Source organism: Rhodanobacter sp. BL-MT-08, from assembly GCF_054161255.1.
The window spans coordinates 2,345,639-2,365,857 of the sequence record NZ_CP167872.1 but is presented as its reverse complement, the minus strand read 5'-3'; the positions used below and the strand labels follow the sequence as shown (position 1 = coordinate 2,365,857).

Annotated in this window: 19 protein-coding genes; 16 read left to right on the top strand and 3 right to left on the bottom strand. The window is 63.6% G+C overall.

Annotated features, from left to right (window positions below; all coding sequences use genetic code 11):
- The first annotated feature begins 213 nt into the window (after positions 1 to 213).
- Positions 214 to 753, top strand: a complete 540-nt coding sequence (locus tag ACDK93_RS10395) for a DUF2058 domain-containing protein (protein ID WP_458068444.1) — start codon at positions 214 to 216, stop codon at positions 751 to 753.
- 41 nt (positions 754 to 794) lie between these two features.
- On the opposite strand, the gene ACDK93_RS10390 is transcribed toward ACDK93_RS10395, so the two are convergent.
- Both ACDK93_RS10390 and ACDK93_RS10385 read right to left on the bottom strand, forming a co-directional pair.
- Positions 795 to 1,139, bottom strand: coding sequence for a DUF7009 family protein (locus tag ACDK93_RS10390; protein ID WP_458068442.1), 345 nt, complete (start codon positions 1,137 to 1,139; stop codon positions 795 to 797).
- 24 nt (positions 1,140 to 1,163) lie between these two features.
- Positions 1,164 to 2,444, bottom strand: coding sequence for a molybdopterin molybdotransferase MoeA (locus ACDK93_RS10385; protein WP_458068441.1), 1,281 nt, complete (start codon positions 2,442 to 2,444; stop codon positions 1,164 to 1,166).
- A gap of 504 nt (positions 2,445 to 2,948) precedes the next feature.
- Here ACDK93_RS10385 and ACDK93_RS10380 point away from each other — a divergent pair.
- The 9 genes from ACDK93_RS10380 to ACDK93_RS10340 all read left to right on the top strand — a co-directional run bounded on the left by ACDK93_RS10380 (position 2,949) and on the right by ACDK93_RS10340 (position 13,025).
- Positions 2,949 to 4,610: an OFA family MFS transporter gene (locus ACDK93_RS10380; protein WP_458068440.1), complete on the top strand. Its 1,662-nt coding sequence runs from the start codon at positions 2,949 to 2,951 to the stop codon at positions 4,608 to 4,610.
- A 22-nt stretch (positions 4,611 to 4,632) separates the two neighbouring features.
- Entirely contained in the window at positions 4,633 to 5,148 is a 516-nt protein-coding gene (locus ACDK93_RS10375) for a formate dehydrogenase subunit gamma (protein WP_458068439.1), read from the top strand.
- Positions 5,145 to 6,704 (top strand): formate dehydrogenase beta subunit, encoded by a 1,560-nt coding sequence (locus ACDK93_RS10370; RefSeq protein ID WP_458068438.1) that lies wholly within the window; start codon positions 5,145 to 5,147, stop codon positions 6,702 to 6,704. The genes ACDK93_RS10375 and ACDK93_RS10370 overlap by 4 nt, the downstream gene beginning before the upstream one ends.
- Before the next feature lie 14 nt (positions 6,705 to 6,718).
- A complete protein-coding gene (gene fdhF / locus ACDK93_RS10365; protein ID WP_458068436.1) occupies positions 6,719 to 9,667 on the top strand; it encodes a formate dehydrogenase subunit alpha in 2,949 nt (982 codons plus the stop codon).
- A 7-nt stretch (positions 9,668 to 9,674) separates the two neighbouring features.
- Complete coding sequence (gene fdhD / locus ACDK93_RS10360) at positions 9,675 to 10,526, top strand: formate dehydrogenase accessory sulfurtransferase FdhD (RefSeq protein WP_458072422.1); 852 nt, start codon at positions 9,675 to 9,677, stop codon at positions 10,524 to 10,526.
- The gene (locus tag ACDK93_RS10355) at positions 10,526 to 10,753 is read left to right on the top strand and encodes a formate dehydrogenase subunit delta (RefSeq protein WP_184505019.1); all 228 of its coding nucleotides are present in this window, start codon (positions 10,526 to 10,528) and stop codon (positions 10,751 to 10,753) included. Before fdhD ends, ACDK93_RS10355 begins: the two co-directional genes overlap by 1 nt.
- 115 nt (positions 10,754 to 10,868) lie before the next feature.
- A complete protein-coding gene (gene modA / locus ACDK93_RS10350; protein ID WP_458068435.1) occupies positions 10,869 to 11,633 on the top strand; it encodes a molybdate ABC transporter substrate-binding protein in 765 nt (254 codons plus the stop codon).
- A gap of 9 nt (positions 11,634 to 11,642) precedes the next feature.
- A complete protein-coding gene (gene modB, locus ACDK93_RS10345) occupies positions 11,643 to 12,314 on the top strand; it encodes a molybdate ABC transporter permease subunit (RefSeq protein ID WP_458068433.1) in 672 nt (223 codons plus the stop codon).
- Between the two features lie 3 nt (positions 12,315 to 12,317).
- A complete protein-coding gene (locus tag ACDK93_RS10340; RefSeq protein WP_458068431.1) occupies positions 12,318 to 13,025 on the top strand; it encodes an ATP-binding cassette domain-containing protein in 708 nt (235 codons plus the stop codon).
- A gap of 7 nt (positions 13,026 to 13,032) precedes the next feature.
- On the opposite strand, the gene ACDK93_RS10335 is transcribed toward ACDK93_RS10340, so the two are convergent.
- Positions 13,033 to 13,827 carry a TOBE domain-containing protein gene (locus ACDK93_RS10335; RefSeq protein WP_458068429.1) on the bottom strand — a complete coding sequence of 265 codons (795 nt, stop codon included), beginning with the start codon at positions 13,825 to 13,827 and terminating at the stop codon, positions 13,033 to 13,035.
- A gap of 271 nt (positions 13,828 to 14,098) precedes the next feature.
- On the opposite strand from ACDK93_RS10335, the gene ACDK93_RS10330 reads away from it, so the two are divergent.
- The 6 genes from ACDK93_RS10330 to ACDK93_RS10305 all read left to right on the top strand — a co-directional run bounded on the left by ACDK93_RS10330 (position 14,099) and on the right by ACDK93_RS10305 (position 20,218).
- Positions 14,099 to 14,659: a sigma-70 family RNA polymerase sigma factor gene (locus ACDK93_RS10330; protein ID WP_458068428.1), complete on the top strand. Its 561-nt coding sequence runs from the start codon at positions 14,099 to 14,101 to the stop codon at positions 14,657 to 14,659.
- On the top strand, positions 14,656 to 15,474 hold the full coding sequence (locus ACDK93_RS10325; RefSeq protein WP_458068427.1) for an anti-sigma factor: 819 nt from the start codon (positions 14,656 to 14,658) through the stop codon (positions 15,472 to 15,474). The genes ACDK93_RS10330 and ACDK93_RS10325 overlap by 4 nt, the downstream gene beginning before the upstream one ends.
- A gap of 33 nt (positions 15,475 to 15,507) precedes the next feature.
- Entirely contained in the window at positions 15,508 to 16,926 is a 1,419-nt protein-coding gene (locus ACDK93_RS10320; RefSeq protein WP_458068425.1) for a cryptochrome/photolyase family protein, read from the top strand.
- 257 nt (positions 16,927 to 17,183) lie between these two features.
- The gene (locus tag ACDK93_RS10315) at positions 17,184 to 18,119 is read left to right on the top strand and encodes an acyl-CoA desaturase (RefSeq protein ID WP_458072421.1); all 936 of its coding nucleotides are present in this window, start codon (positions 17,184 to 17,186) and stop codon (positions 18,117 to 18,119) included.
- 3 nt (positions 18,120 to 18,122) lie between these two features.
- Positions 18,123 to 19,424, top strand: coding sequence for an NAD(P)/FAD-dependent oxidoreductase (locus ACDK93_RS10310; RefSeq protein ID WP_458068423.1), 1,302 nt, complete (start codon positions 18,123 to 18,125; stop codon positions 19,422 to 19,424).
- Positions 19,421 to 20,218, top strand: coding sequence for a DUF1365 domain-containing protein (locus ACDK93_RS10305; protein ID WP_458068422.1), 798 nt, complete (start codon positions 19,421 to 19,423; stop codon positions 20,216 to 20,218). The genes ACDK93_RS10310 and ACDK93_RS10305 overlap by 4 nt, the downstream gene beginning before the upstream one ends.
- Position 20,219 lies beyond the last annotated feature (1 nt).

Genomic DNA, 20,219 nt, shown 5'->3' with positions numbered 1-20,219 from the left:
GCGGGCCTGCGCGCCTGCTGAGCGGGACGCTAGCACAGGCTTTCGGCGATTCCACGCCTCGTTGCAGCATGAAAATATCCCGTGAAAACCGGCCTTTCCAGCACGGATATCGGCGGCCTGGCGTTGGCTGGCAGAGGCTGACTGACGGATGCCTGCAGACGACAGCGCTACAATCGGACCCCCGACCATCGCCAACCGTTCACATCGATAACCATGCGTAACCCTCTGCAGGAACAACTGCTCAAAGCCGGTCTGGTCAACAAGGCCAAGGCCGCACAAGTCGTGCGCGAGCAGACCAAGCAGCGCCACAGCAAATCACCAGTACTGCCGGCGGCCGAGCAGGTCGACACGCAGCGCCTGCAGGCCGAACGCGCCGAGCGTGATCGCGCGCTGGCCGCCGAACGCAATGCGGCCGCACGCGCGGCCGAGCAGCGTGCGCAGGTGCGACAACTCGTCGAGGCGCACAAGGTGAAACGCGAGGGCGAGATCGCTTACCGATTCACCGATGCCGGGGCAATCAAGAGCGTACTGGTCAACGAGGCGCTGCGCGCACAGCTGGCCAGCGGCATGCTGGTGATTGCACGCCACGATCAGGCTTATGAACTGCTGCCGCGCATCGCGGCGGACAAAGTCTATGCGCGTGATCCATCCATGATCGTGCTGGATCACGGTCGCAGCGATACCGGCCAACCGCCAAGCGACGATGACGAATTCTACAAGCAGTTCGAGGTGCCGGACGATCTGGTCTGGTAAAAGGGTCCGGTAAGCGTTTCGGTTTCGCTTACCGATCGCATTCAGGACGATCGTCGACGCTTCACGCTATCGCGCACGTCGACGTCGAATAGCAAGGTCAGCGCGCCCTCGGCGCTGCGCCCAGGCAAGACGAAGCGCAAGCCGTCGCGCGTCGGCAAACGGCCAGCATGCTCGCGCACGGCGGCTTCAGGCAATGCGATGCTCCAGGCGTTGGCTTGACCCGTGAGCTTTGCGACTTCGGCTTCGATCAGCTGCAGCTCGAATCCGATCGCGAATGCGTCGGCGAACCGTGTGTGTGCTTCGATGGCGTCTGCGGCAAGCAGCCGCGCGAGTTCGTCTTCGTCGATCCGCACGCGCAGGTGCTGGCCTTCAATCTGGATTTTCATAAGAACACTCGATAAACCGAACCATCAGTGCGAGGCAAGGCAATGTGGATGCTCGCCGGGTTCCACGCCGACCACCTGCACGCGGGTTCCGGCAGGACAGTCGCCGGCATCTTCCGGCAGTACGACCCAGACATCGGCATCGGCAAATGGACGAATGCGGAAAGGCTGCTGCTGCTCCGGAACGGCGACGTGCATTTGGCCGTCCAAATGCGGCTGCAGATTCGCTCGCAGAAAGTGGCGTAGACCGGCCTTCGGCTGCTGCGGCGTGTCGAGTACGGCATTTATGGCCGCTTCGCTGCCCTGCCCGCCCATCTTGCGCAAAGCGGGTATCACCATGAAGCGAAAGCCTGCAGCGACCGCCATCGGCGTACCCGGCAGCGCAATCACGAGCGGGCCGTTGGCGAGCCGCGCCGCCAGCAGCGGTTTGCCGGGGCGAATCGCCACCTTGTGGAACAACAGCTGCGCGCCAAACCGGCGCAGCGTATCCGGCACAAAATCGTAGCGGCCCATCGAGACAGCACCGGTGCTGATCACCAGATCGACGCGGGCGTCGATCGCACGCTGCAGGGCGTCGGCATAGGTCACTGCCGTATCGTCCACCGTCTCGCACGAAAGCACGCGGGCTCCGGCCGCGCTCAGTGCCGCCATGAGATAGGGCCCGTTGGAATTGTGGATGCGTTCGGCGTGCAGCGGCTTGGCCAGCTCGGCCTGTAGCTCCTTGCCGGTGCAGATAACCGCCACGCGCGCTCGCGCCACGACCGGCACCGAAGCGATGCCCAAAGCTGCCAGCAGCATGATCCGGGCGGACGCGATCCGCGTGCCCGCCGACAGCACCAGTTCGCTCTGCGCCACATCAGAGCCGGCGTAACGGACATTGTCGCCCGCATGCAGCGTATCGAGCAGACGAATCCGCGCAGGCATGCCGTCCGTGCGCGTCGCAAGGCATTCGGTGCGTTCCACGGCTACGACGGCGTCAAGCCCCTCGGGCAGCGCCGCACCCGTCATGATCTCGCAGGCGCCGGGTTCGCCTTCTCTTGCTTCCGCATAGCGAGCGGCATCACCTGCCGCTTGTGAGCCATGGACGAGATGTTCCGATCCGGCGACCAAAGGCTTCGATGCGCTCAACGCATAACCATCCATCGCCGCATGATCAAACGAAGGCAGCGCGACGCGACTGACCACCGCATCGGCCAGCACCCGACCCGAGGCCTCGCCGAGCGCACAGGCTTCCGTCGGCAGTTGGTCGATCTGCGCGAGAAGACGTTCGAGTGCTTGGGCGTAATCAATCATCGGATAGCGAAACACATCTGCTCGTGAACCGGACCGCGAGTTTCTCACGTACGGCGACACTCACGGCGTCGCGTGCAGACATATCGATGAAACTACCGATGCCGCGACAGTCTGGCCGCGGGATTTTTGCAGGAGACTCGGTGGCGTCATACGCCTGTAGCAATGCAGGGGAACTGTATCAGCGACTTTATGCCGCACGGAAATTCTTTTTACTGCGTTGCAGCGTGATCCTTGGTACCGCAACCATGCATCGTATAAACATCGCTGCGGCGAAGCGAAAGCACGCAGCTGTTGATTTATGATGAGACCCGACCACAGCGGGTCCGACAGGCAACGTTAGTCGTGCGCGCTGAGTCAACGAGTCACACATTGGAGGTCACACGTTGAAACGTTCTGCGTGCAAGCTCTGCTTGGGCGCAAGCGAGATTTGAAAAGTAAGCATCGAAAAACACGCACCGAGCACGGCTGTAACGCCCGGCACCATCGCCGGATATTTGACACTTCAATGAGAGAACGCTCATGGCAGGGGTACCAGAAGCAGTTGTTTCATCCGCGGGGACAGGAACCTCGCCGGGTTTTTTCGCACGGGAACGCACCATCGCAGGACCCAAATTCAATCGCTGGCTGGTTCCACCGGCTGCATTGGCGATCCATCTGTGCATCGGCATGGCGTACGGCTTCTCGGTGTTCTGGCTGCCGATGTCCAAGCTGCTGGCAACAAACGACCCTGCCACCTGCGCCAACCTCGGCTTTTTTGCCGCGTTGACCAGCACCAATTGCAACTGGACGGTGGCCCAGGTCACGCACATCTTTGAAACGTTTATCGCGGTGCTCGGCATTTCGGCGGCACTGTGGGGCGGCTGGCTGGAGCACGCCGGCCCGCGCAAGGCCGGTTTTGTCGCGGCGCTGTGCTGGGGTGGCGGCCTGATCGTCGGCGGTATCGGCGTATCGAGCCACCAGCTGTGGCTGGTGTTTCTCGGCTGCGGCGTGCTCGGTGGCATCGGTCTTGGGCTCGGTTACATTACGCCCGTGTCGTCACTGATCAAATGGTTTCCCGATCGTCGCGGCATGGCGACCGGTTTTGCCATCATGGGCTTTGGCGGTGGCGCGATGATCGGTGCGCCGCTGGCGGCCGCGCTGATGAAGCACTTCTCCGATACCAGCGCGCAGGGCGTTTCCACCACGCTTATCGTGATGGGCGCGATCTATTTCATCGTGATGGCGGCAGGTGCACTCGGCTTTCGCGTGGCACCCAACGGCTGGTATCCACGTGGCTGGACGCCGGCCGCTAAGGATGCCGGCAAGACCATGGTCACTCATAACCATGTTCATCTAAGCCGCGCGTGGAAGACGCCGCAATTCTGGCTGCTGTGGGCTGTGCTGTTTCTCAACGTGACCGCCGGCATTTCGGTGATCGCGGTGGCCAGCCCGATGCTGCAGGACGTGTTTGGCGGCAAGCTAGCCGGTCTTGCCGATGCAGCAGCCACGCTCACCGCCGCGCAGAAAGCGGCCGTCGTGGCCGCCGCGGCAGGCCTGGTCGGACTGATCAGCCTGTTCAACAGCCTCGGTCGCCTGTTCTGGGCATCGCTGTCGGACAAGATTGGCCGCAAGAACACGTATTTTGCGTTCTTTATCCTCGGCATCGTTCTGTATTGCCTGCTGCCCACCTGGGGTCATCTGGGTGTGGCAGGTATGTTCGTTGTCACCGTCTGCGTGATTCTCAGCATGTATGGCGGCGGTTTTGCCACGATCCCCGCTTATCTGGCCGATCTTTTCGGCACGCAGATGGTCGGCGCCATTCACGGCCGACTGCTCACCGCGTGGTCGGCAGCCGGTGTCATCGGTCCGTTCCTTATTGCCGCTATCCGTCAGACTCAGCTCGATGCCGGCGTGGCCAAGAACCTCGTCTACGACAACACGCTGTACATCATGGCCGGCCTGCTGTTGCTCGGTCTGATCTGCAACGCGCTGGTGCGACCGGTGAAGGCTTCAGTGTTCATGACCGACGCCGAGCTGGCACGTGAACGCGCGCTGCAGCACGAGGATCGGGTGACCTCAACCGCCGAAACGTCGGCCCGCGGCGGCTTCGGTGTCGTTGGCCTGCTAGCCTGGCTGGCGGTCGGCGTGCCGTTTCTGATTGGTTTGTACATTGCGCTGGCCAAGGCCGCCGCCCTGTTCTGAGAAACACTTCGAAGGTGATGTGATGAAACGTGCTGCCAACCCCAACGGATCCGATCGCAACGGACTGGCGAGTATCCCCGAGGATATTCATGCCGCGGTTATCGAGGTGACGACCCGGCTGAAGGACATGCCGGGCGCCCTGCTGCCAGTACTGCACGGCGTGCAGCAGGCACTGGGCTATGTGCCGGAGGCGTCGGTACCGCTTATCGCGCGGGAGCTCAACCTCTCCCGAGCCGACGTGCATGGCGTGATCACGTTTTATCACTTCTTTCGCAGCAAGCCGTCCGGCAAGCGCGTTATCTACGTGTGCCGGGCGGAATCCTGCCAGGCCATGGGGGCGGTGGCGCTGGAACAACACATCAAACAGCGCCTCGGCGTAGACTTCCATGAAACCACCGCCAATGGTGCGTACACGCTGGAGCCGGTTTACTGCCTCGGCAACTGCGCCTGCTCACCGGCGATCATGGTGGACGAAGAACTCAAGGGTCGAGTGACGCCGAAGCAGTTCGACGCGTGGCTCGCCGCGGAGGCAACATGAGCATCACGGTTTACGTGCCGCTGGATGCCGGCTCACTGTCACTCGGCGCGGAAGCCGTGGCCACCGCCATCGCGGCGGAGGCAAAGCAGCGCGACCTCGATATCCAGGTCGTGCGCAATGGTTCGCGCGGCCTGTACTGGCTGGAACCGATGGTCGAGGTGGCAACATCCGAAGGCCGCATCGCCTTCGGCCCGGTACAGCCAGAGGATGTCGCCGGACTGTTCGATGCGGATTTTCTGCACGGCGGCCATCATGCCCAAAGCCTGGGGTTGACTGAAGAGATCGGCTATCTGAAAAGCCAGCAGCGTCTGACCTTTGCGCGCGTCGGCATCGTTGATCCGCGCAGCCTCGACGACTACCGCGTCCACGGCGGCTACCGCGGCCTGGACAACGCGCTCGGCATGACCGGCGTCGAAGTAGTTCAGGCCGTTACCGACTCCGGCCTGCGCGGCCGCGGCGGGGCGGCTTTTCCTGCCGGCATCAAGTGGAAAACCTGCATGGATGCGCAGGCCTCGCAGAAGTACATCGTCTGCAACGCTGACGAGGGCGACTCGGGCACCTATGCCGACCGCATGATCATGGAAGGCGACCCGTTCGTACTGATTGAGGGAATGACCATTGCCGGCATCGCGGTAGGCGCCACGCAGGGCTACATCTATCTGCGGGTGGAATACCCACACGCGCAGCGCGCGCTGGAGTCGGCCATCCAGACGGCCGAGGCCGAGGGTTATCTGGGCGGCAACATCCGTGGCAGCGGCAAGGCATTTCATCTCGAAGTGCGCATGGCCGCTGGCGCTTATATCTGTGGCGAGGAGACCTCGCTGCTGGAAAGCCTCGAAGGCAAGCGCGGCATGGTTCGCTTCAAGCCGCCGCTGCCGGCGATCGAAGGCCTGTTCGGCAAGCCCACCGTGATCAACAACGTGGTGACGCTGGCCTCGGTGCCGACGATTCTGGACAAGGGCGCAGCGTTCTACCGCGACTACGGCATGGGCCGTTCGCGCGGTACCTTGCCGATGCAGCTGGCAGGCAATCTGAAGCGTGCGGGTCTGGTCGAACGCGCCTTCGGCTTGACGCTGCGTGAGCTGATCGAAGACTACGGCGGCGGCACGGTCAGCGGCCGGCCGGTGCGCGCGGTGCAGGTCGGCGGTCCGCTTGGAGCCTACATTCCGGTCTCGCAGTTCGATACGCCGATTGATTACGAAGCCTTTATCGCAATTGGCGGCATGCTTGGTCACGGCGGCATCGTGGTGTTCGACGACAGCGTCGACATGGCCGCGCAGGCGCGCTACGCGATGGAATTCTGCGCGATCGAATCCTGCGGCAAGTGCACGCCGTGCCGCATCGGTTCGACCCGCGGCATGGAGGTCATCGACCGGCTCAAGGCCGGCGATACCGCCGAACGCGATCGCAACGAAGTGCTGCTACGCGATCTGTGCCAGACCATGCTGGGCGGTTCGCTCTGCGCGCTGGGCGGCATGGCACCTTTCCCCGTGCTCAGCGCACTGGATCATTTCCCCGAAGATTTCGCAGGCGCCGCTGAAGCGGTCACGCCCTGAGGAGGTAACGCGTCATGTTGTCCATCGTCGAAATCGATTACGGCACACCGAAAGCGGTGTCCGAAAAAACCGTTGCGCTGCAGATCGATGGCAAGAGCATCCACGTGCCGGAAGGCACGTCGGTGATGCGCGCCGCCGCGCAGGCCGGAATCAATATTCCCAAGCTTTGCGCCACCGAGATGCTCGACGCATTCGGTTCGTGCCGCCTGTGCCTGGTCGAGATCGAAGGACGCAAGGGCTATCCGGCCTCGTGCACCACGCCGGTCGCCGACGGCATGAAGATCAGCACGCAGACGCCAAAGCTGGCCGAGATCCGCCGCGGCGTGATGGAGCTGTACATCTCCGACCATCCGCTGGACTGCCTCACCTGCCCCGCCAACGGCCACTGCGAACTGCAGGATATGGCGGGCGTCGTCGGCCTGCGAGAAGTGCGCTACGGCTACGAAGGCGCGAATCACGTGTTTGCCAAGATGCCGGCGAGCAAGGACAGCCAGATCACGCTCGACGGCCGCGCTGCCGCGCCGGTAGCGAACCCGCTGTTCGCGCCGAAGGACGAATCCAACCCCTACTTCACCTTCGATCCGTCCAAGTGCATCGCCTGCTCGCGCTGCGTGCGCGCCTGCGACGAGGTGCAGGGCACGTTCGCGTTGACGATCCAGGGCCGCGGTTTCGAATCCAAGGTCGCGGCCAGCCAGGACAACCGTTTTCTCGATTCCGAATGCGTCTCGTGCGGCGCCTGCGTGCAGGCCTGCCCGACGGCGACGCTGTCGGAAAAGTCGCTGATCGACAAGGGCCAGGCCGAGCACAGCGTCACCACCACCTGCGCCTACTGCGGGGTCGGCTGCAGCTTCCGCGCCGAGATGAAGGGCGAAGAGATCGTGCGCATGGTGCCGAACAAGGACGGCCATGCGAACCATGGCCACTCCTGCGTCAAGGGCCGCTTCGCGATCGGCTACGCCAGCCATCCGGACCGCATCAACACGCCGATGATCCGCGCCAACATCGCCGATCCGTGGCGGATTGTCAGCTGGGACGAGGCGTTCGCCCACGTCGGCAGCGAGTTCAAGCGGCTGCAGGCCACCTACGGCAAGCATTCGATCGGCGGCATTACCTCCTCGCGCTGCACCAACGAGGAAACGTATCTGGTGCAGAAGCTGATCCGCGCCGGCTTCGGCAACAACAACGTCGACACCTGCGCGCGCGTCTGCCATTCGCCGACCGGCTACGGCCTCAAGGCCACATTGGGCGAATCGGCGGGCACGCAGGATTTCGACTCCATCGAAAAGACCGACGTGGTGCTGGTCATCGGTGCCAACCCGACCGACGCCCACCCAGTGTTCGGCTCGCAGATGAAGCAGCGGCTGCGCGCTGGCGCCAAGCTCATCGTGATCGACCCGCGCCGCATCGATTTGGTGCGTACGCCGCACATCACGGCGGACTATCACCTCAAGCTGAAACCGGGTACCAACGTGGCCGTGCTCAACACGCTGGCCCACGTGATCGTGACCGAAGGCCTGGTCGACAAGGCCTTCGTCGCGCAGCGCTGCGAGGACGATGCCTTCGCCAAATGGTGTGACTTCGTCGCGCAGGAAAAATACAGCCCCGAAGCGATGGAAGCGCAGACCGGCGTGCCGGCCGACGCCGTACGCGGCGCCGCACGCCTTTACGCCACCGGCGGCAATGGTGCGATCTATTACGGGCTCGGCGTGACCGAGCATGCGCAGGGTTCCACCACGGTGATGGCGATCGCCAATCTGGCGATGGCCACCGGCAATATCGGTCGCGAAGGCGTGGGCGTGAACCCGCTGCGCGGCCAGAACAATGTGCAGGGCGCCTGCGACATGGGCTCGTTCCCGCACGAGTTTCCCGGCTATCGGCACGTCAGCGACGTCGCCACGCGCGAGCTGTTCGAAAAAGCCTGGGGCGTGCCGCTTTACAACGAACCCGGCCTGCGCATTCCGAACATGTTCGAGGCGGCGATGGACGGCAGCTTCAAGGGTCTGTACGTCGAAGGCGAGGACATCGCTCAGTCCGATCCGGATACCCAGCACGTGACCGCCGCGCTCGCCGCAATGGAATGCGTGGTGGTGCAGGATCTGTTCCTCAACGAGACGGCGAAATACGCGCACGTATTCCTGCCCGGCAGCTCGTTTCTGGAGAAGGACGGCACGTTTACCAACGCCGAGCGCCGCATCTCGCGCGTGCGCAAGGTGATGGCGCCCAAGGCCGGTTACGCCGACTGGGAAATCACCCAGAAGCTGGCGCAGGCCATGGGCTATCCGATGAATTACGCGCATCCCTCGGAGATCATGGACGAGATCGCGGCGCTGACGCCGACTTTCCACGGCGTGAGCTTCGATCGCATCGACGAGCTCGGCTCGATCCAGTGGCCGTGCAACGAAGAGCATCCCGACGGCACGCCGGTCATGCACATCGACGAGTTCGTGCGCGGCAAGGGCCGCTTCATGCTGACCGAGTACGTGCCCACGCGCGAAAAGGTGAATCTCGAGCGTCCGCTGATCCTCACCACCGGCCGCATCCTCAGCCAGTACAACGTCGGTGCCCAGACGCGGCGCACGGCCAACGTGATGTGGCATGACGAGGATCGTCTGGAAATCCATCCGCACGATGCAGAGGAACGCGGCATCGCCAGCGACGACTGGGTCGGTATCGCCAGCCGCTCGGGCGAAACCGTGCTGCGCGCCCTTGTCTCCGAGCGCATGCAGCCGGGCGTGGTCTATACCACCTTCCACTTCCCCGAATCCGGCGCCAACGTGATCACCACCGACAACTCGGACTGGGCGACCAACTGTCCGGAGTACAAGGTCACTGCCGTGCAGGTGACCCGCGTGTCGCAGCCGTCCGAATGGCAGAAGCGCTTCCTCGCGTTCTCCAATGAGCAGCAATCGCTGCTGGAACAGTCGGCAGCGGCGCAACCGGCCAGCACGCTTGGGCCTGCGTAAGCCAGCGATGCCGGATGGCGAAGAAAAAGCGTCCGGCTTCGTCCATCGTGCGGTTGATCGATGGCGGCACGGCGAGGCGACGCACGAGGATGACTGCGTCGCCGAGGAGATGCCGATCGCGATGCTTTACAACGGCGTGGGCTTTGCCGTGATGATGGCGACGCCGCATGATATGGAAGACTTTGCGCTGGGTTTTTCGCTCAGCGAAGGTCTGGTCACCGCACCGGCACAGCTGCTGCAGGTGGATGTCCAGACCCTGCTCGAAGGCATGCAGCTATCGATGACCGTCGATGCCGAAGCCCACGGCGCGCATCTCGCCCATCAGCATGAGCGCCTGCTGCCGGGCCGCAGCGGCTGCGGCATCTGCGGCACACGCGAGCTGGAGCAGGCGATACGGCACAGTCCGCCGGTCGGCACCGGCATAACAGTAACTCGCGGCGCACTGGAACGTGCATTGAGCCAGCTGCAGTCGCAGCAGCCGATGAACGGGGCTACCGGCGCGGTGCACGCGGCGGCCTGGGCCGATCGCGAGGGCAGCATCTTGCTGGTGCGCGAAGACGTCGGCCGCCACAACGCGCTGGATAAGTTGATCGGCGCCATTCATCGCACCGGCATCGATCCACAAACCGGCATGGCGCTAGTCACCAGCCGGGCCAGCTATGAAATGGTCACCAAGGCATCGAGCGCCGGTATCGCCCTGCTTGCGGCCATCTCGGCGCCGACTGCGCTGGCGATCGAGCTGGCGCGCAGCGCCGGCATCACGCTGATCGGCTTCGCCCGGCCCGGCAGCCACAACGTCTATACCCATCCCCATCGACTGCTGCCCGATCAGCCGTCCGAACGTTTGCAGGAACCGTGATGCACATCGAACGACTGGTCACCATGGCCAACGACATCGCCACCTACTTCACCTCAGAGCCCGACCACGCCACCGCCGTGACCGGCGTGCGCGATCACCTCACCCGCTTCTGGGACCCAGTGATGCGCCGGCAGCTGAAAGACTTCGTCACTGACGGTGGCGAGGGCCTGCTGCCGCTGGCCAGCGAAGCGGTGAAGCAAATGAACGTTCCGGCTGTCGTTGGCTGATATCGGCCGACCCGTTTTAAGAGGGTCCCCAATCCGCTCACAGCCCTGTGTTTACCTTTGACTGACGCTATGTAGTCCACTATATATCGGCCACCTCCGCACGCCCTGGACAAACATGCCTACGCCCCGCTCTCGTCGACTGTTCGCGTCTCTCTCTTTCGTCTTCGCCTGCTGGGCGGGCAACGCCAGTGCCGGCGACGTGGTGGTATCGGCAGCGTCCAGCCTCACCGACGCGTTCAAGACGGTCGCTACCGCCTATGAAGCGAAGCATCCGGGCACCAAGGTTGTGCTCAACTTCGCGGCGTCGGATGTCCTGCTGCAGCAGATCGCCAACGGTGCGCCGGCCGACGTATTCGCCTCGGCTGATCAGAAGGCAATGGACAAGGCGCAGGCACAGGGCGTGCTGCTGAACGGGTCACGGAAGAACTTTGCCACCAACCAGCTGGTGCTGATCGTGCCGACGACCAGCCAGCTGACGATCACCGGCCTGAAGGATCTCGAGCAGCCGTCGGTCAGACGGATTGCCTATGGTGACCCGGCGTCGGTCCCGGTAGGACGTTATACGCAGGCCGCGCTGCAGGCGGATGGTTCATGGCAGGCGGTCTCGGCCAAGGCGGTGCTCGCGGCTAACGTGCGGCAGAGCCTGGATTACGTGGCCCGCGACGAGGTCGATGCCGGTTTTGTGTTTGCCACCGACGCAGCTATTGCAAAAGACAAGGTCAGGGTCGCGCTGCGGGTGAACTCGCCGACGCCGATCAGCTATCCGATCGCGGTGGTGGCGCAGTCGAACCATGTCGCCGACGCGCAGGCTTTCGAGAATTTCGTGCTGTCGCCGGAGGGCCAGCAGCTGTTGGCCAAATCCGGATTTCTCAAACCCTGACAGCGGCGCATGGGCATCTGGTTTCCACTGCTGCTGTCGCTGAAAGTGGCGATCTGCGCGACCGCGCTGAATCTGCTGCTTGGCATCCCAGTGGCCTTCGGACTGTCGCGCTGGCGCTCGCCGCTGCGCGATCTGGTCGACTCGCTGTTGACCCTGCCACTGGTGCTGCCACCCACCGTGCTGGGCTATTACCTGCTGGTGCTGCTGGGGCGGCGCGGCGTGTTCGGCGCGTGGCTGGAGCGCTGGGGCATCAATCCGGTATTCACCTGGGAGGGCGCGGTGATCGCCTCGACCCTGGTGGCCTTTCCATTGATCCAGAAAGCCGCGCGCGCCGCCTTCGAAAACGTCGACCCGCAGCTGGAGAGCGCCGCACGCGTACTGGGCCTGCCCGAGCGCGCGGTATTTTTTCGCGTCTCGCTGCCGCTGGCGTCGAAGGGAATTACCGCTGGCGCCCTGCTCGCTTTTGCCCGCGCGCTGGGCGAGTTCGGTGCCACGCTGATGATTGCAGGCAACCTGCCCGGCCGTACGCAAACCTTGTCGGTGGCGATTTACGCGGCGGTGCAGGCAGGCGACGATCGCGGTGCCAATATCCTCGTCGTCGTCGCATCGATCACCTGTGTGGTCGTGCTGCTGATCGCGGGACGTTTGGCGCCGAATCGCTCGCGCTTGCGGGTCACCTGACGCATGACCGTCGAGATATCTTTTCATCGTTTACTGGCCGATACCGAGCGACGTTTCGCGCTGGACGTCGCGTTTCGTTCGAGCAGTCGGCGCGTGGTTCTGTACGGCCCTTCCGGCTCGGGCAAGAGCATGACGCTGCGTGCCATCGCCGGCCTGCTGACGCCGGACGGAGGCCGTATCGTGGTCAACCGGCACGTGCTGTTCGATTCGGCGGTGGGCGTAAATCTGGCGCCGCAGGTGCGCAAGGTCGGCTATCTATTCCAGGACTACGCGCTGTTTCCCCATTTGACCGTGGCGCAAAACGTGGCATTCGGCATGCGCAGCGGGATTCTCAATCCGCGCCGTTCGTCGATGCCGGAAGCGGCCGCGCGCTGGATCGATGTCTTCGAGCTGGGCGCCGTGGCGGCACATTACCCGTCGCAGATTTCCGGCGGCCAGAAGCAGCGCGTCGCGCTGGCACGCGCGCTCGCCGCCGCACCCGACATTCTGCTGCTCGACGAGCCGTTCTCGGCGCTGGATCCGCCGCTGCGCGTGCGCATGCGCAACGAGCTGGCGGCGCTGCAATCGCGGCTTGACCTGCAGATGCTGATCATCACGCACGATCCGGCCGACGTCGAAGTGCTCGGCGAACACGTGCTGGAGATTCGCGACGGCCGTATTTTCAGCGATTCTGTGGCTGCCGGCAGAGCTGACGCCGCAACGGATAGCTAACGGATAGCTAGTCCGTCGTGCCGAGAATCACGCTGGACGCCTTGATGATGGCGACCGCTGCCAGCCCGTCGACCAGCCCGAGCGACTCGACGCTGCCGTTGGTGACGATCGCCACGACGACACCGCCGCCGGCGAGCTCAATCGCCACCTCGGCATTGACCGCACCATGCGTGATCTGATTCACCGTGCCGGCCAGCTGGTTGCGCGCCGACAATTTCATCGCCTTGCCGGGAATGCCCACCAGCACCGACGAGGCCTTGATCAGCGCCACCGCGGCTTTGCCAGGCGCGAGGCCCAGGTTTTCGGTACTGTCGCTGGTGACCGTGGCAACGATGCGCTGCCCGCCCCGGATCTCCAGTTCGATGGTGTCGTTGACGGCGCCCTTCTGCACCGATACCACGGTGCCGGAAAGCTGATTGCGGGCGCTGGTCTTGATCATGAATCGCCTCATCAATTCGACATCGCGAATCGACACGTCGCTGAACGTGCCGAGCTGTTGCATGAACCGTTGATGCTCACGCTCCATGGCCCGAAAGACGTCGATCAGCCGCTGCGCGCGCGCGGTCAGCTCGGAGCCGCCGCCACGCTTGCCGCCGACCACGCGCACCACCAGCGGCTCGTCGGACAGGTTGTTCATCGCGTCGATCGCGTCCCAGGCGCCTTTATAGCTCATGCCTACGGCGCGGGCGGCAGAGGTTATCGATCCGGTTTCAGCGATTTTCTCGAGCAGCTCTATGCGGTTGAGTCCGCCCAGCGTCCGATCGCCGGCGTGCAGCGACAGCATGCCTTTGAGCTCAAACATGGCGGTCGGTCATGGCGTGTCCCCGGGCGGCTCGACAGGCGGTCAGACGGCAAGTCTAGCGAGAAGCCGTCGCAAAAGGCGGCTTGCGGGTCCGCTGACCTGCCCGCACTGGCGTGTTCAATCGACGCAGTGCACGACTCGATCGTCGCGCAGGCTTGCAAGCCCGGCATGGCCGCTTCATGCTACGCGGAGTGCTGCTGGCTTTGCCTGCAGTGCTCGGGATTTGCCCGTCGCAGCGCCGGATTCTTTATGAACACAGGATCGTTTAACCATGAGCGTCACCAGCCCCGCTGAACGTGAAGAGCTAAATCGACTGCTGATACAAACCGGACGCAACGACCAGAAAGCTTTTGCCGAGTTATACAAGCGCACGTCGTCCAAGCTTTTCGGCGTGTGTCTGCGCATGCTGCGCGACCGCAGCGAGGCGGAGGAAGTGCTGCAGGAAACCTACACCACGGTGTGGCGCCGCGCGGCCGGTTTCGATGCGGCCAAGGCCAGCGCCATTACGTGGCTTATCACGCTCTCGCGCAACAAGGCGATCGATCGGCTGCGTCAGCATCGCGAGGAGCTGGTGGACGACCCTTCCAAGCTGGAGCAGGCGGTGGACGATCAGCCCACGCCGGCGGTCGACGCGGAAACGAGCCAGGAATATGGCCGGCTGCAGAAGTGTCTGGACGCGCTCGAGCCGCAGCAGCGCGACTCGGTGCGTGAAGCTTTTTTCACTGGCGCTACGTATAACGAACTGGCGACGCGCTCCAAGGTGCCGCTCGGAACCATGAAGAGCTGGATCCGTCGCAGCTTGATGCAACTACGGGTATGCCTGGAACAATGAATACGCCAGCCGATGAGGGTAACGACAACTTGCGCTACGCCGAGTACGTGCTGGGCGTGCTCGACGCCGACGCGCGCGCGGCGATCGCCCAGGAAGTCCAGACCACGGACGAGGCGGCTGCCGCCGTCGCCCTATGGCAGCGCCGCCTGATGCCGCTCAGCGAGCAGATTGCTGGCGTCGCGCCGGCTCCGTACGTCTGGGCCAGAATTCGTGACGACCTGCAGCTGGATGCGCCAACCCCTGCTGCCCCCCGCGCCGAAAGCAAAAGTCTCTGGAACAATCTGGCGCTGTGGCACTGGCTCGGTATCGGCGCCACCGCCGTGGCGGTCGCCCTGCTCGCGGTTGTCGTCACCCCGCATCGGGAGAACGTGCCGGCAACGGCCGAAACCGCGCCGCCGAAAGCGTCGGCTGGTTACATGGTCTCGACCATCCAGCAGGACAGCGGCGTCACGGGCTGGACGGCCACCATGGATCTGGATCGTGCGCGCATGATCGTCGTGCCCGCTGCACCGTCCGCACTTCCCAGCGGCAAAGCGCCGGAGCTGTGGCTGATTCCCGCAGGCGGCAAGCCGATTTCCGTCGCCATGATCAGGCGCGACGCGCCAACCACCATCGCGCTTGAACCGTCTTTGCTGGCAAAGCTCGGACCGACCGCAGCGCTAGCTGTGTCGGTGGAACCGGTGGGCGGCTCGCCGACCGGTCAACCGACCGGCGCGGTGATTGCCAAGGGCGCCATCAGTGGCTCGCCGGAAACGCATGATCACGTCGTGCGCGTGGCGGCGCTGAACGTGGCTGCCACCCGCAAGTCCGTCTGATTTCGCGGGTTGCCTGTTGCAGATGAGCGGCGCATGAGCACGGCCCTGGTTCTTTTCCGCCGCGATCTGCGTTTGCAGGACAATCCCGCACTCGCCGCGGCATGCGCGGCGCACGAACACGTGCTGCCGGTGTATATCCATGCGCCGGATGAAGACGGCGCATGGGCCATCGGCGCGGCCAGCCGATGGTGGCTGCACCATTCGCTGGCGTCCCTGCAGAAGCGGCTGCACAGTCATCATGCAGGGCTGCATATCGGCCAAGGCGACAGCCTGGCCTGCCTGCAGGCCCTGATCAAGCAAAGCGGCGCCGAGGCGGTGTACTGGAATCGCCTGTACGAACCGGCGACCATCGCGCGCGATACCCAGATCAAGTCGGCGCTGCGGGAACAGGGCGTGGACGTGCACAGCCATAACGCCTCGCTGTGGCTGGAACCATGGCAGATCGCCACCCAGCAAGGGGATCCGTATCGGGTATTCACGCCGTACTGGCGCAATCTGCGCACGCAGATCAGCCCGGCCGAACCGTTGCCCGAACCCGCCATGCGAGGCTGGAAGACGCTAGCCGGCGGCCTTGATCTTGCGGAATTAAAGCTTCTGCCGACGATTCCTTGGGACTCTGGGTTCGCCGAACACTGGCAGCCCGGCGAGCAGGGCGCGGCGCAGATGCTGGACCTGTTTTGCGACGATGCGGTGGCCGACTACGCGCATGCGCGCGACCTGCCCGCTCGGCACGGCACCTCCCGGCTTTCACCGCATCTGCATTTTGGCGAAATTTCTCCGCGGCAGATCCACTTTGCGCTTGCCGAACACGTCAAGCGCACGGATGCCAAGAAGCGCCCGGATATCGAGCCTTACCTGCGTGAGCTGGGGTGGCGGGAGTTTGCGTACCACCTGCTTTACCACTTTCCCAAGACGCCCACCGAAAACTTCAACCCGCGCTTTAAAAACTTTCGCTGGAACCCGCCGGATAAGACCCTGCTCAAACGCTGGCAGCAGGGGCGTACCGGCATTCCGCTGGTCGACGCAGGCATGCGCGAGCTTTGGCACACCGGCTGGATGCACAACCGCGTGCGCATGATCGTGGCCAGTTTCCTGACCAAGAACCTGCGCCAGCACTGGCATGAGGGCGAGCGCTGGTTCTGGGACACCCTGGTGGATGCCGACCTGGCCAGCAACACGCTGGGCTGGCAATGGGTGGCCGGCTGCGGCGCCGACGCCGCACCGTATTTCCGCGTATTCAATCCGGTGACGCAGTCGAAAAAATTCGATCCCGAAGGCGTCTATTTGAAGCGCTGGCTGCCGGAACTGGCGGATTTTCCGCGCGATTTGCTGCACGAGCCGTGGAAAGATCCAGAGCGCTTGAAGCGCAGCGGCTATCCACCGCCGATGGTGGATTTGGCCAAATCACGCGAGGACGCGCTGGCCGCCTATAAGGCCGGCAAAGATCGCTGATGTTTCGCGCGTAACCCGCGACGATGTAGTCTCAGTTCGAACGACGGTATCCCACGTATTTACGCGCGCCGGGGCGCGGTAAACACCAGCCGTCAGGGGCAACACGACAGCGATTGCGCAGCGTTGCGATGCATCCGGGCGGCATGCCGGTTCGTATGTACAGCCATAGGTTAGACAGGCAGAATTTCATGGCATTTTCCAAATCCGTTTCGATGCCCTGCTCCGATGGCGCGGACGCCGAACCGCTGGCCGCGCCGATGCTGGCGGAAAAGCGCTCCTGGGTCGTTCGCAAGCTGCGCGCATGGTTCGATACCTCCGCGGTAGTGGATGTGGATGACGAGCGCGCGGACCGCATCGACTGGCTGCGCGCCACCCCGTTCATCGCGATGCATCTGGCCTGCATCGCGGTGATCTGTGTCGGCGTTTCGCCCATCGCACTGATCGTGGCGGCAGCGCTCTACGCAGTGCGCATGTTTGCGATCACCGGGTTCTACCACCGCTATTTTTCGCATCGCACGTTCCGCACGTCGCGGGCCGTGCAGTTCATCTTCGCGCTGATCGGCGCCTCGTGCGTGCAGCGCGGGCCGCTGTGGTGGGCGGCGCATCATCGCAATCACCATCGCAATGCCGACACCGAGCTCGATCCGCATTCGCCGACCGTCTACGGTTTCATCTGGAGCCACGTGGGCTGGTTTCTCACCCCGCGCAACTTCCAGACCGATATTTCGCGCGTGCCGGATCTGGCCAAGTTTCCCGAGCTGCGCGTGCTCGATCGGTACGACACACTCGTGCCGGTGCTGCTGGCGGTAGCGATGTATTTTTTCGGCGTGTTGCTGCATCACGTGGCGCCGCAGCTGGGCACCAGCGGCGGCCAGATGCTGATCTGGGGTTTCTTCATTTCCACGGTGGTTCTGTTCCACGCCACGGTCACGATCAACTCACTGGCACACCGCTTCGGCTCGCGTCGCTTCGAGACCAAGGACAGCAGCCGCAATAATCTGTGGTTAGCCCTTATCACCTTCGGCGAAGGCTGGCACAACAATCATCACTATTTCCCCGGCTCCAGCCGTCAGGGCTTCTGCTGGTGGGAAGTCGATATCACGTGGTACGGCCTGAAGCTGATGTCGGCGCTGGGGCTGGTGCATGGACTGAAGTCGGTGCCGGAGTGGGTCCACGCCAAGGCGCGGAGCTAGACCATGCGTATCGCCGTGGTGGGATCGGGCATCGCCGGGCTGGCCTCGGCGTGGCTGCTGTCGCGCAAGCATGACGTCACGCTGTTCGAGGCGGGCGACTATCTGGGCGGGCATACGCATACGCACGACATCACCCTGCACGGGCGGGAATACCGGGTCGATACCGGCTTCATCGTGCACAACCCGTTGCACTACCCGTTGTTGACGCGACTTTTCAATGAGCTCGGCGTGGCGTCGCAGCCGACCACGATGAGTTTTTCGCTGCATAACGAGGCGACCGGTCTGGAGTACAACGCCGCCACGCTGGATACGCTGTTCTGCCAGCGCAAGAACATCGTATCGCCGCGCTTTATCGGCATGGTGCGCGACCTGATGCGTTTTTACCGCGAGGCGCCTGCCTTGCTCTTGCAGCAGGACAACACCACGACGCTCGGCGATTATCTTGAGCAGAACCGCTACGGCGACGCCTTCCGCGACGAACATCTGGTGCCGATGGCGTCTGCACTGTGGTCCTCGCCGCCGACGCAGATCCTGGGTTTCCCCGCCCGCTATCTCGTGCAGTTCATGGCCAATCATCAAATGCTGCAGGTCAGCGATCGTCCGCAGTGGCGCGTGGTCAAAGGTGGCTCGTCGACCTACGTCAAGGCGCTGCGTGCCGTGTGGTCCGTGCACGAGCGGCTGAAATGTCCGGTGCATTCGATCACGCGTCACGCCAACGGCGTCGAACTGGAAAGCGCCGCAGGCGTCGAAGACTTTGATCAGGTGGTGCTGGCCTGCCACAGCGACCAGGCCTTGGCGATGCTTGCCGACGCCGACGAGCGCGAACAGTCGATCCTCGGCGCCATGCCGTACCAGACCAACGACACCGTGCTGCATACCGACGCCAGCATCTTGCCGGTCCGGCGCAAGGCTTGGGCGGCGTGGAACGCGTGGCTGCCACGCGATCCGTCCGAAGCATGCACAGTCAGCTATTGCATGAACCTGCTGCAGGGAATCGACTCGCCCGAACCGTTCATCGTGACCTTGAACCGAACGCATGCCATCGATCCCGACATGGTGCTGCGGCGTATGAGCTACGACCATCCGGTTTACAGCACCGCGTCCGTCGCCGCCCAAAAGCGAAAGCCCGAGATCCAGGGCCAGCGGCGCACCTGGTTCGCCGGCGCCTACTGGGGTTGGGGTTTTCATGAAGACGGCATGCGAAGCGCGGTCGACGTTGCCGAGTCATTCGGCGTGCGCTGGTCCGATACGACGACGCATTCGCGTCACACGACCGAACCGCGCGAAGAGGCGCTGCCTGCGTGACGGCCAAGCCTGCCAGCGTGCGTTTGCAGGAAACCGTGCCGTTCGCCAGCGCTATTTACGAAGGCCTGGTACGTCATCGTCGGATGGCGCCGCACCCGCACAGCTTCGACTACAGGATCGCGCAGCTGTATCTGGACCTGGACGAGGTCGATCGCGTTTTTGAGCAGCGTTGGCTGTGGTCGAACGAAAAATCCAACGTGGCGCAGTTTCGCCGCCAGGATTATCTCGGCCCCACCGAACTGTCTTTATCCGACGCCGTGCGCCAGCGCGTGGAGCAGGCCACCGGCGAACGTCCGACCGGTCCGATTCGTCTGCTGACGCATCTGCGCTACTTCGGCTACACGTTCAACCCGGTGAGTTTTTATTACTGCTACGCCGAGGACGGTGTGACCCTGGTGTGCATCGTCGCCGAGATCACCAATATGCCCTGGCGCGAGCGGCACGCGTATGTGCTGCCGATCGATAGCGCGCAGGCGCACGGTCGCGCGCTGGGCTGGATGTTCCCCAAGGTTTTTCACGTATCGCCCTTCATGCCGATGACACGCGACTACGCCTGGCGCTTCACCACGCCGGGCGACGATCTGCGCGTGCACATGGACGTGCTGCGCGAGGGCGTGCGCGAGTTCGACGCCACCTTGACCCTGCATCGGCAACCCTTGAACGGCTCATCGCTCGCCCGCGTGCTGTGGCGCTACCCGCTGATGACTGCACGAGTCGTCGGCGCCATCCACTGGCAGGCGCTTCGCCTGTGGCTGAAACGCAATCCCGTCTACGACCACCCGCAATCGCTTTGAG

Bases quoted from the DNA above. Each gene is read 5' to 3' on its own strand.
- ACDK93_RS10380 (WP_458068440.1), top strand. From the start codon at position 2,949: ATGGCAGGGGTACCAGAAGCAGTTGTTTCATCCGCGGGGACAGGAACC.
- ACDK93_RS10310 (WP_458068423.1), top strand. From the start codon at position 18,123: ATGCGTATCGCCGTGGTGGGATCGGGCATCGCCGGGCTGGCCTCGGCG.
- ACDK93_RS10320 (WP_458068425.1), top strand. From the start codon at position 15,508: ATGAGCACGGCCCTGGTTCTTTTCCGCCGCGATCTGCGTTTGCAGGAC.
- ACDK93_RS10325 (WP_458068427.1), top strand. From the start codon at position 14,656: ATGAATACGCCAGCCGATGAGGGTAACGACAACTTGCGCTACGCCGAG.
- ACDK93_RS10370 (WP_458068438.1), top strand. From the start codon at position 5,145: ATGAGCATCACGGTTTACGTGCCGCTGGATGCCGGCTCACTGTCACTC.
- ACDK93_RS10390 (WP_458068442.1), bottom strand. From the start codon at position 1,139: ATGAAAATCCAGATTGAAGGCCAGCACCTGCGCGTGCGGATCGACGAA.
- fdhD (WP_458072422.1), top strand. From the start codon at position 9,675: ATGCCGGATGGCGAAGAAAAAGCGTCCGGCTTCGTCCATCGTGCGGTT.
- ACDK93_RS10375 (WP_458068439.1), top strand. From the start codon at position 4,633: ATGAAACGTGCTGCCAACCCCAACGGATCCGATCGCAACGGACTGGCG.
- modB (WP_458068433.1), top strand. From the start codon at position 11,643: ATGGGCATCTGGTTTCCACTGCTGCTGTCGCTGAAAGTGGCGATCTGC.
- ACDK93_RS10335 (WP_458068429.1), bottom strand. From the start codon at position 13,827: ATGTTTGAGCTCAAAGGCATGCTGTCGCTGCACGCCGGCGATCGGACG.
- ACDK93_RS10395 (WP_458068444.1), top strand. From the start codon at position 214: ATGCGTAACCCTCTGCAGGAACAACTGCTCAAAGCCGGTCTGGTCAAC.
- modA (WP_458068435.1), top strand. From the start codon at position 10,869: ATGCCTACGCCCCGCTCTCGTCGACTGTTCGCGTCTCTCTCTTTCGTC.
- fdhF (WP_458068436.1), top strand. From the start codon at position 6,719: ATGTTGTCCATCGTCGAAATCGATTACGGCACACCGAAAGCGGTGTCC.
- ACDK93_RS10330 (WP_458068428.1), top strand. From the start codon at position 14,099: ATGAGCGTCACCAGCCCCGCTGAACGTGAAGAGCTAAATCGACTGCTG.
- ACDK93_RS10355 (WP_184505019.1), top strand. From the start codon at position 10,526: ATGCACATCGAACGACTGGTCACCATGGCCAACGACATCGCCACCTAC.
- ACDK93_RS10340 (WP_458068431.1), top strand. From the start codon at position 12,318: ATGACCGTCGAGATATCTTTTCATCGTTTACTGGCCGATACCGAGCGA.
- ACDK93_RS10315 (WP_458072421.1), top strand. From the start codon at position 17,184: ATGCTGGCGGAAAAGCGCTCCTGGGTCGTTCGCAAGCTGCGCGCATGG.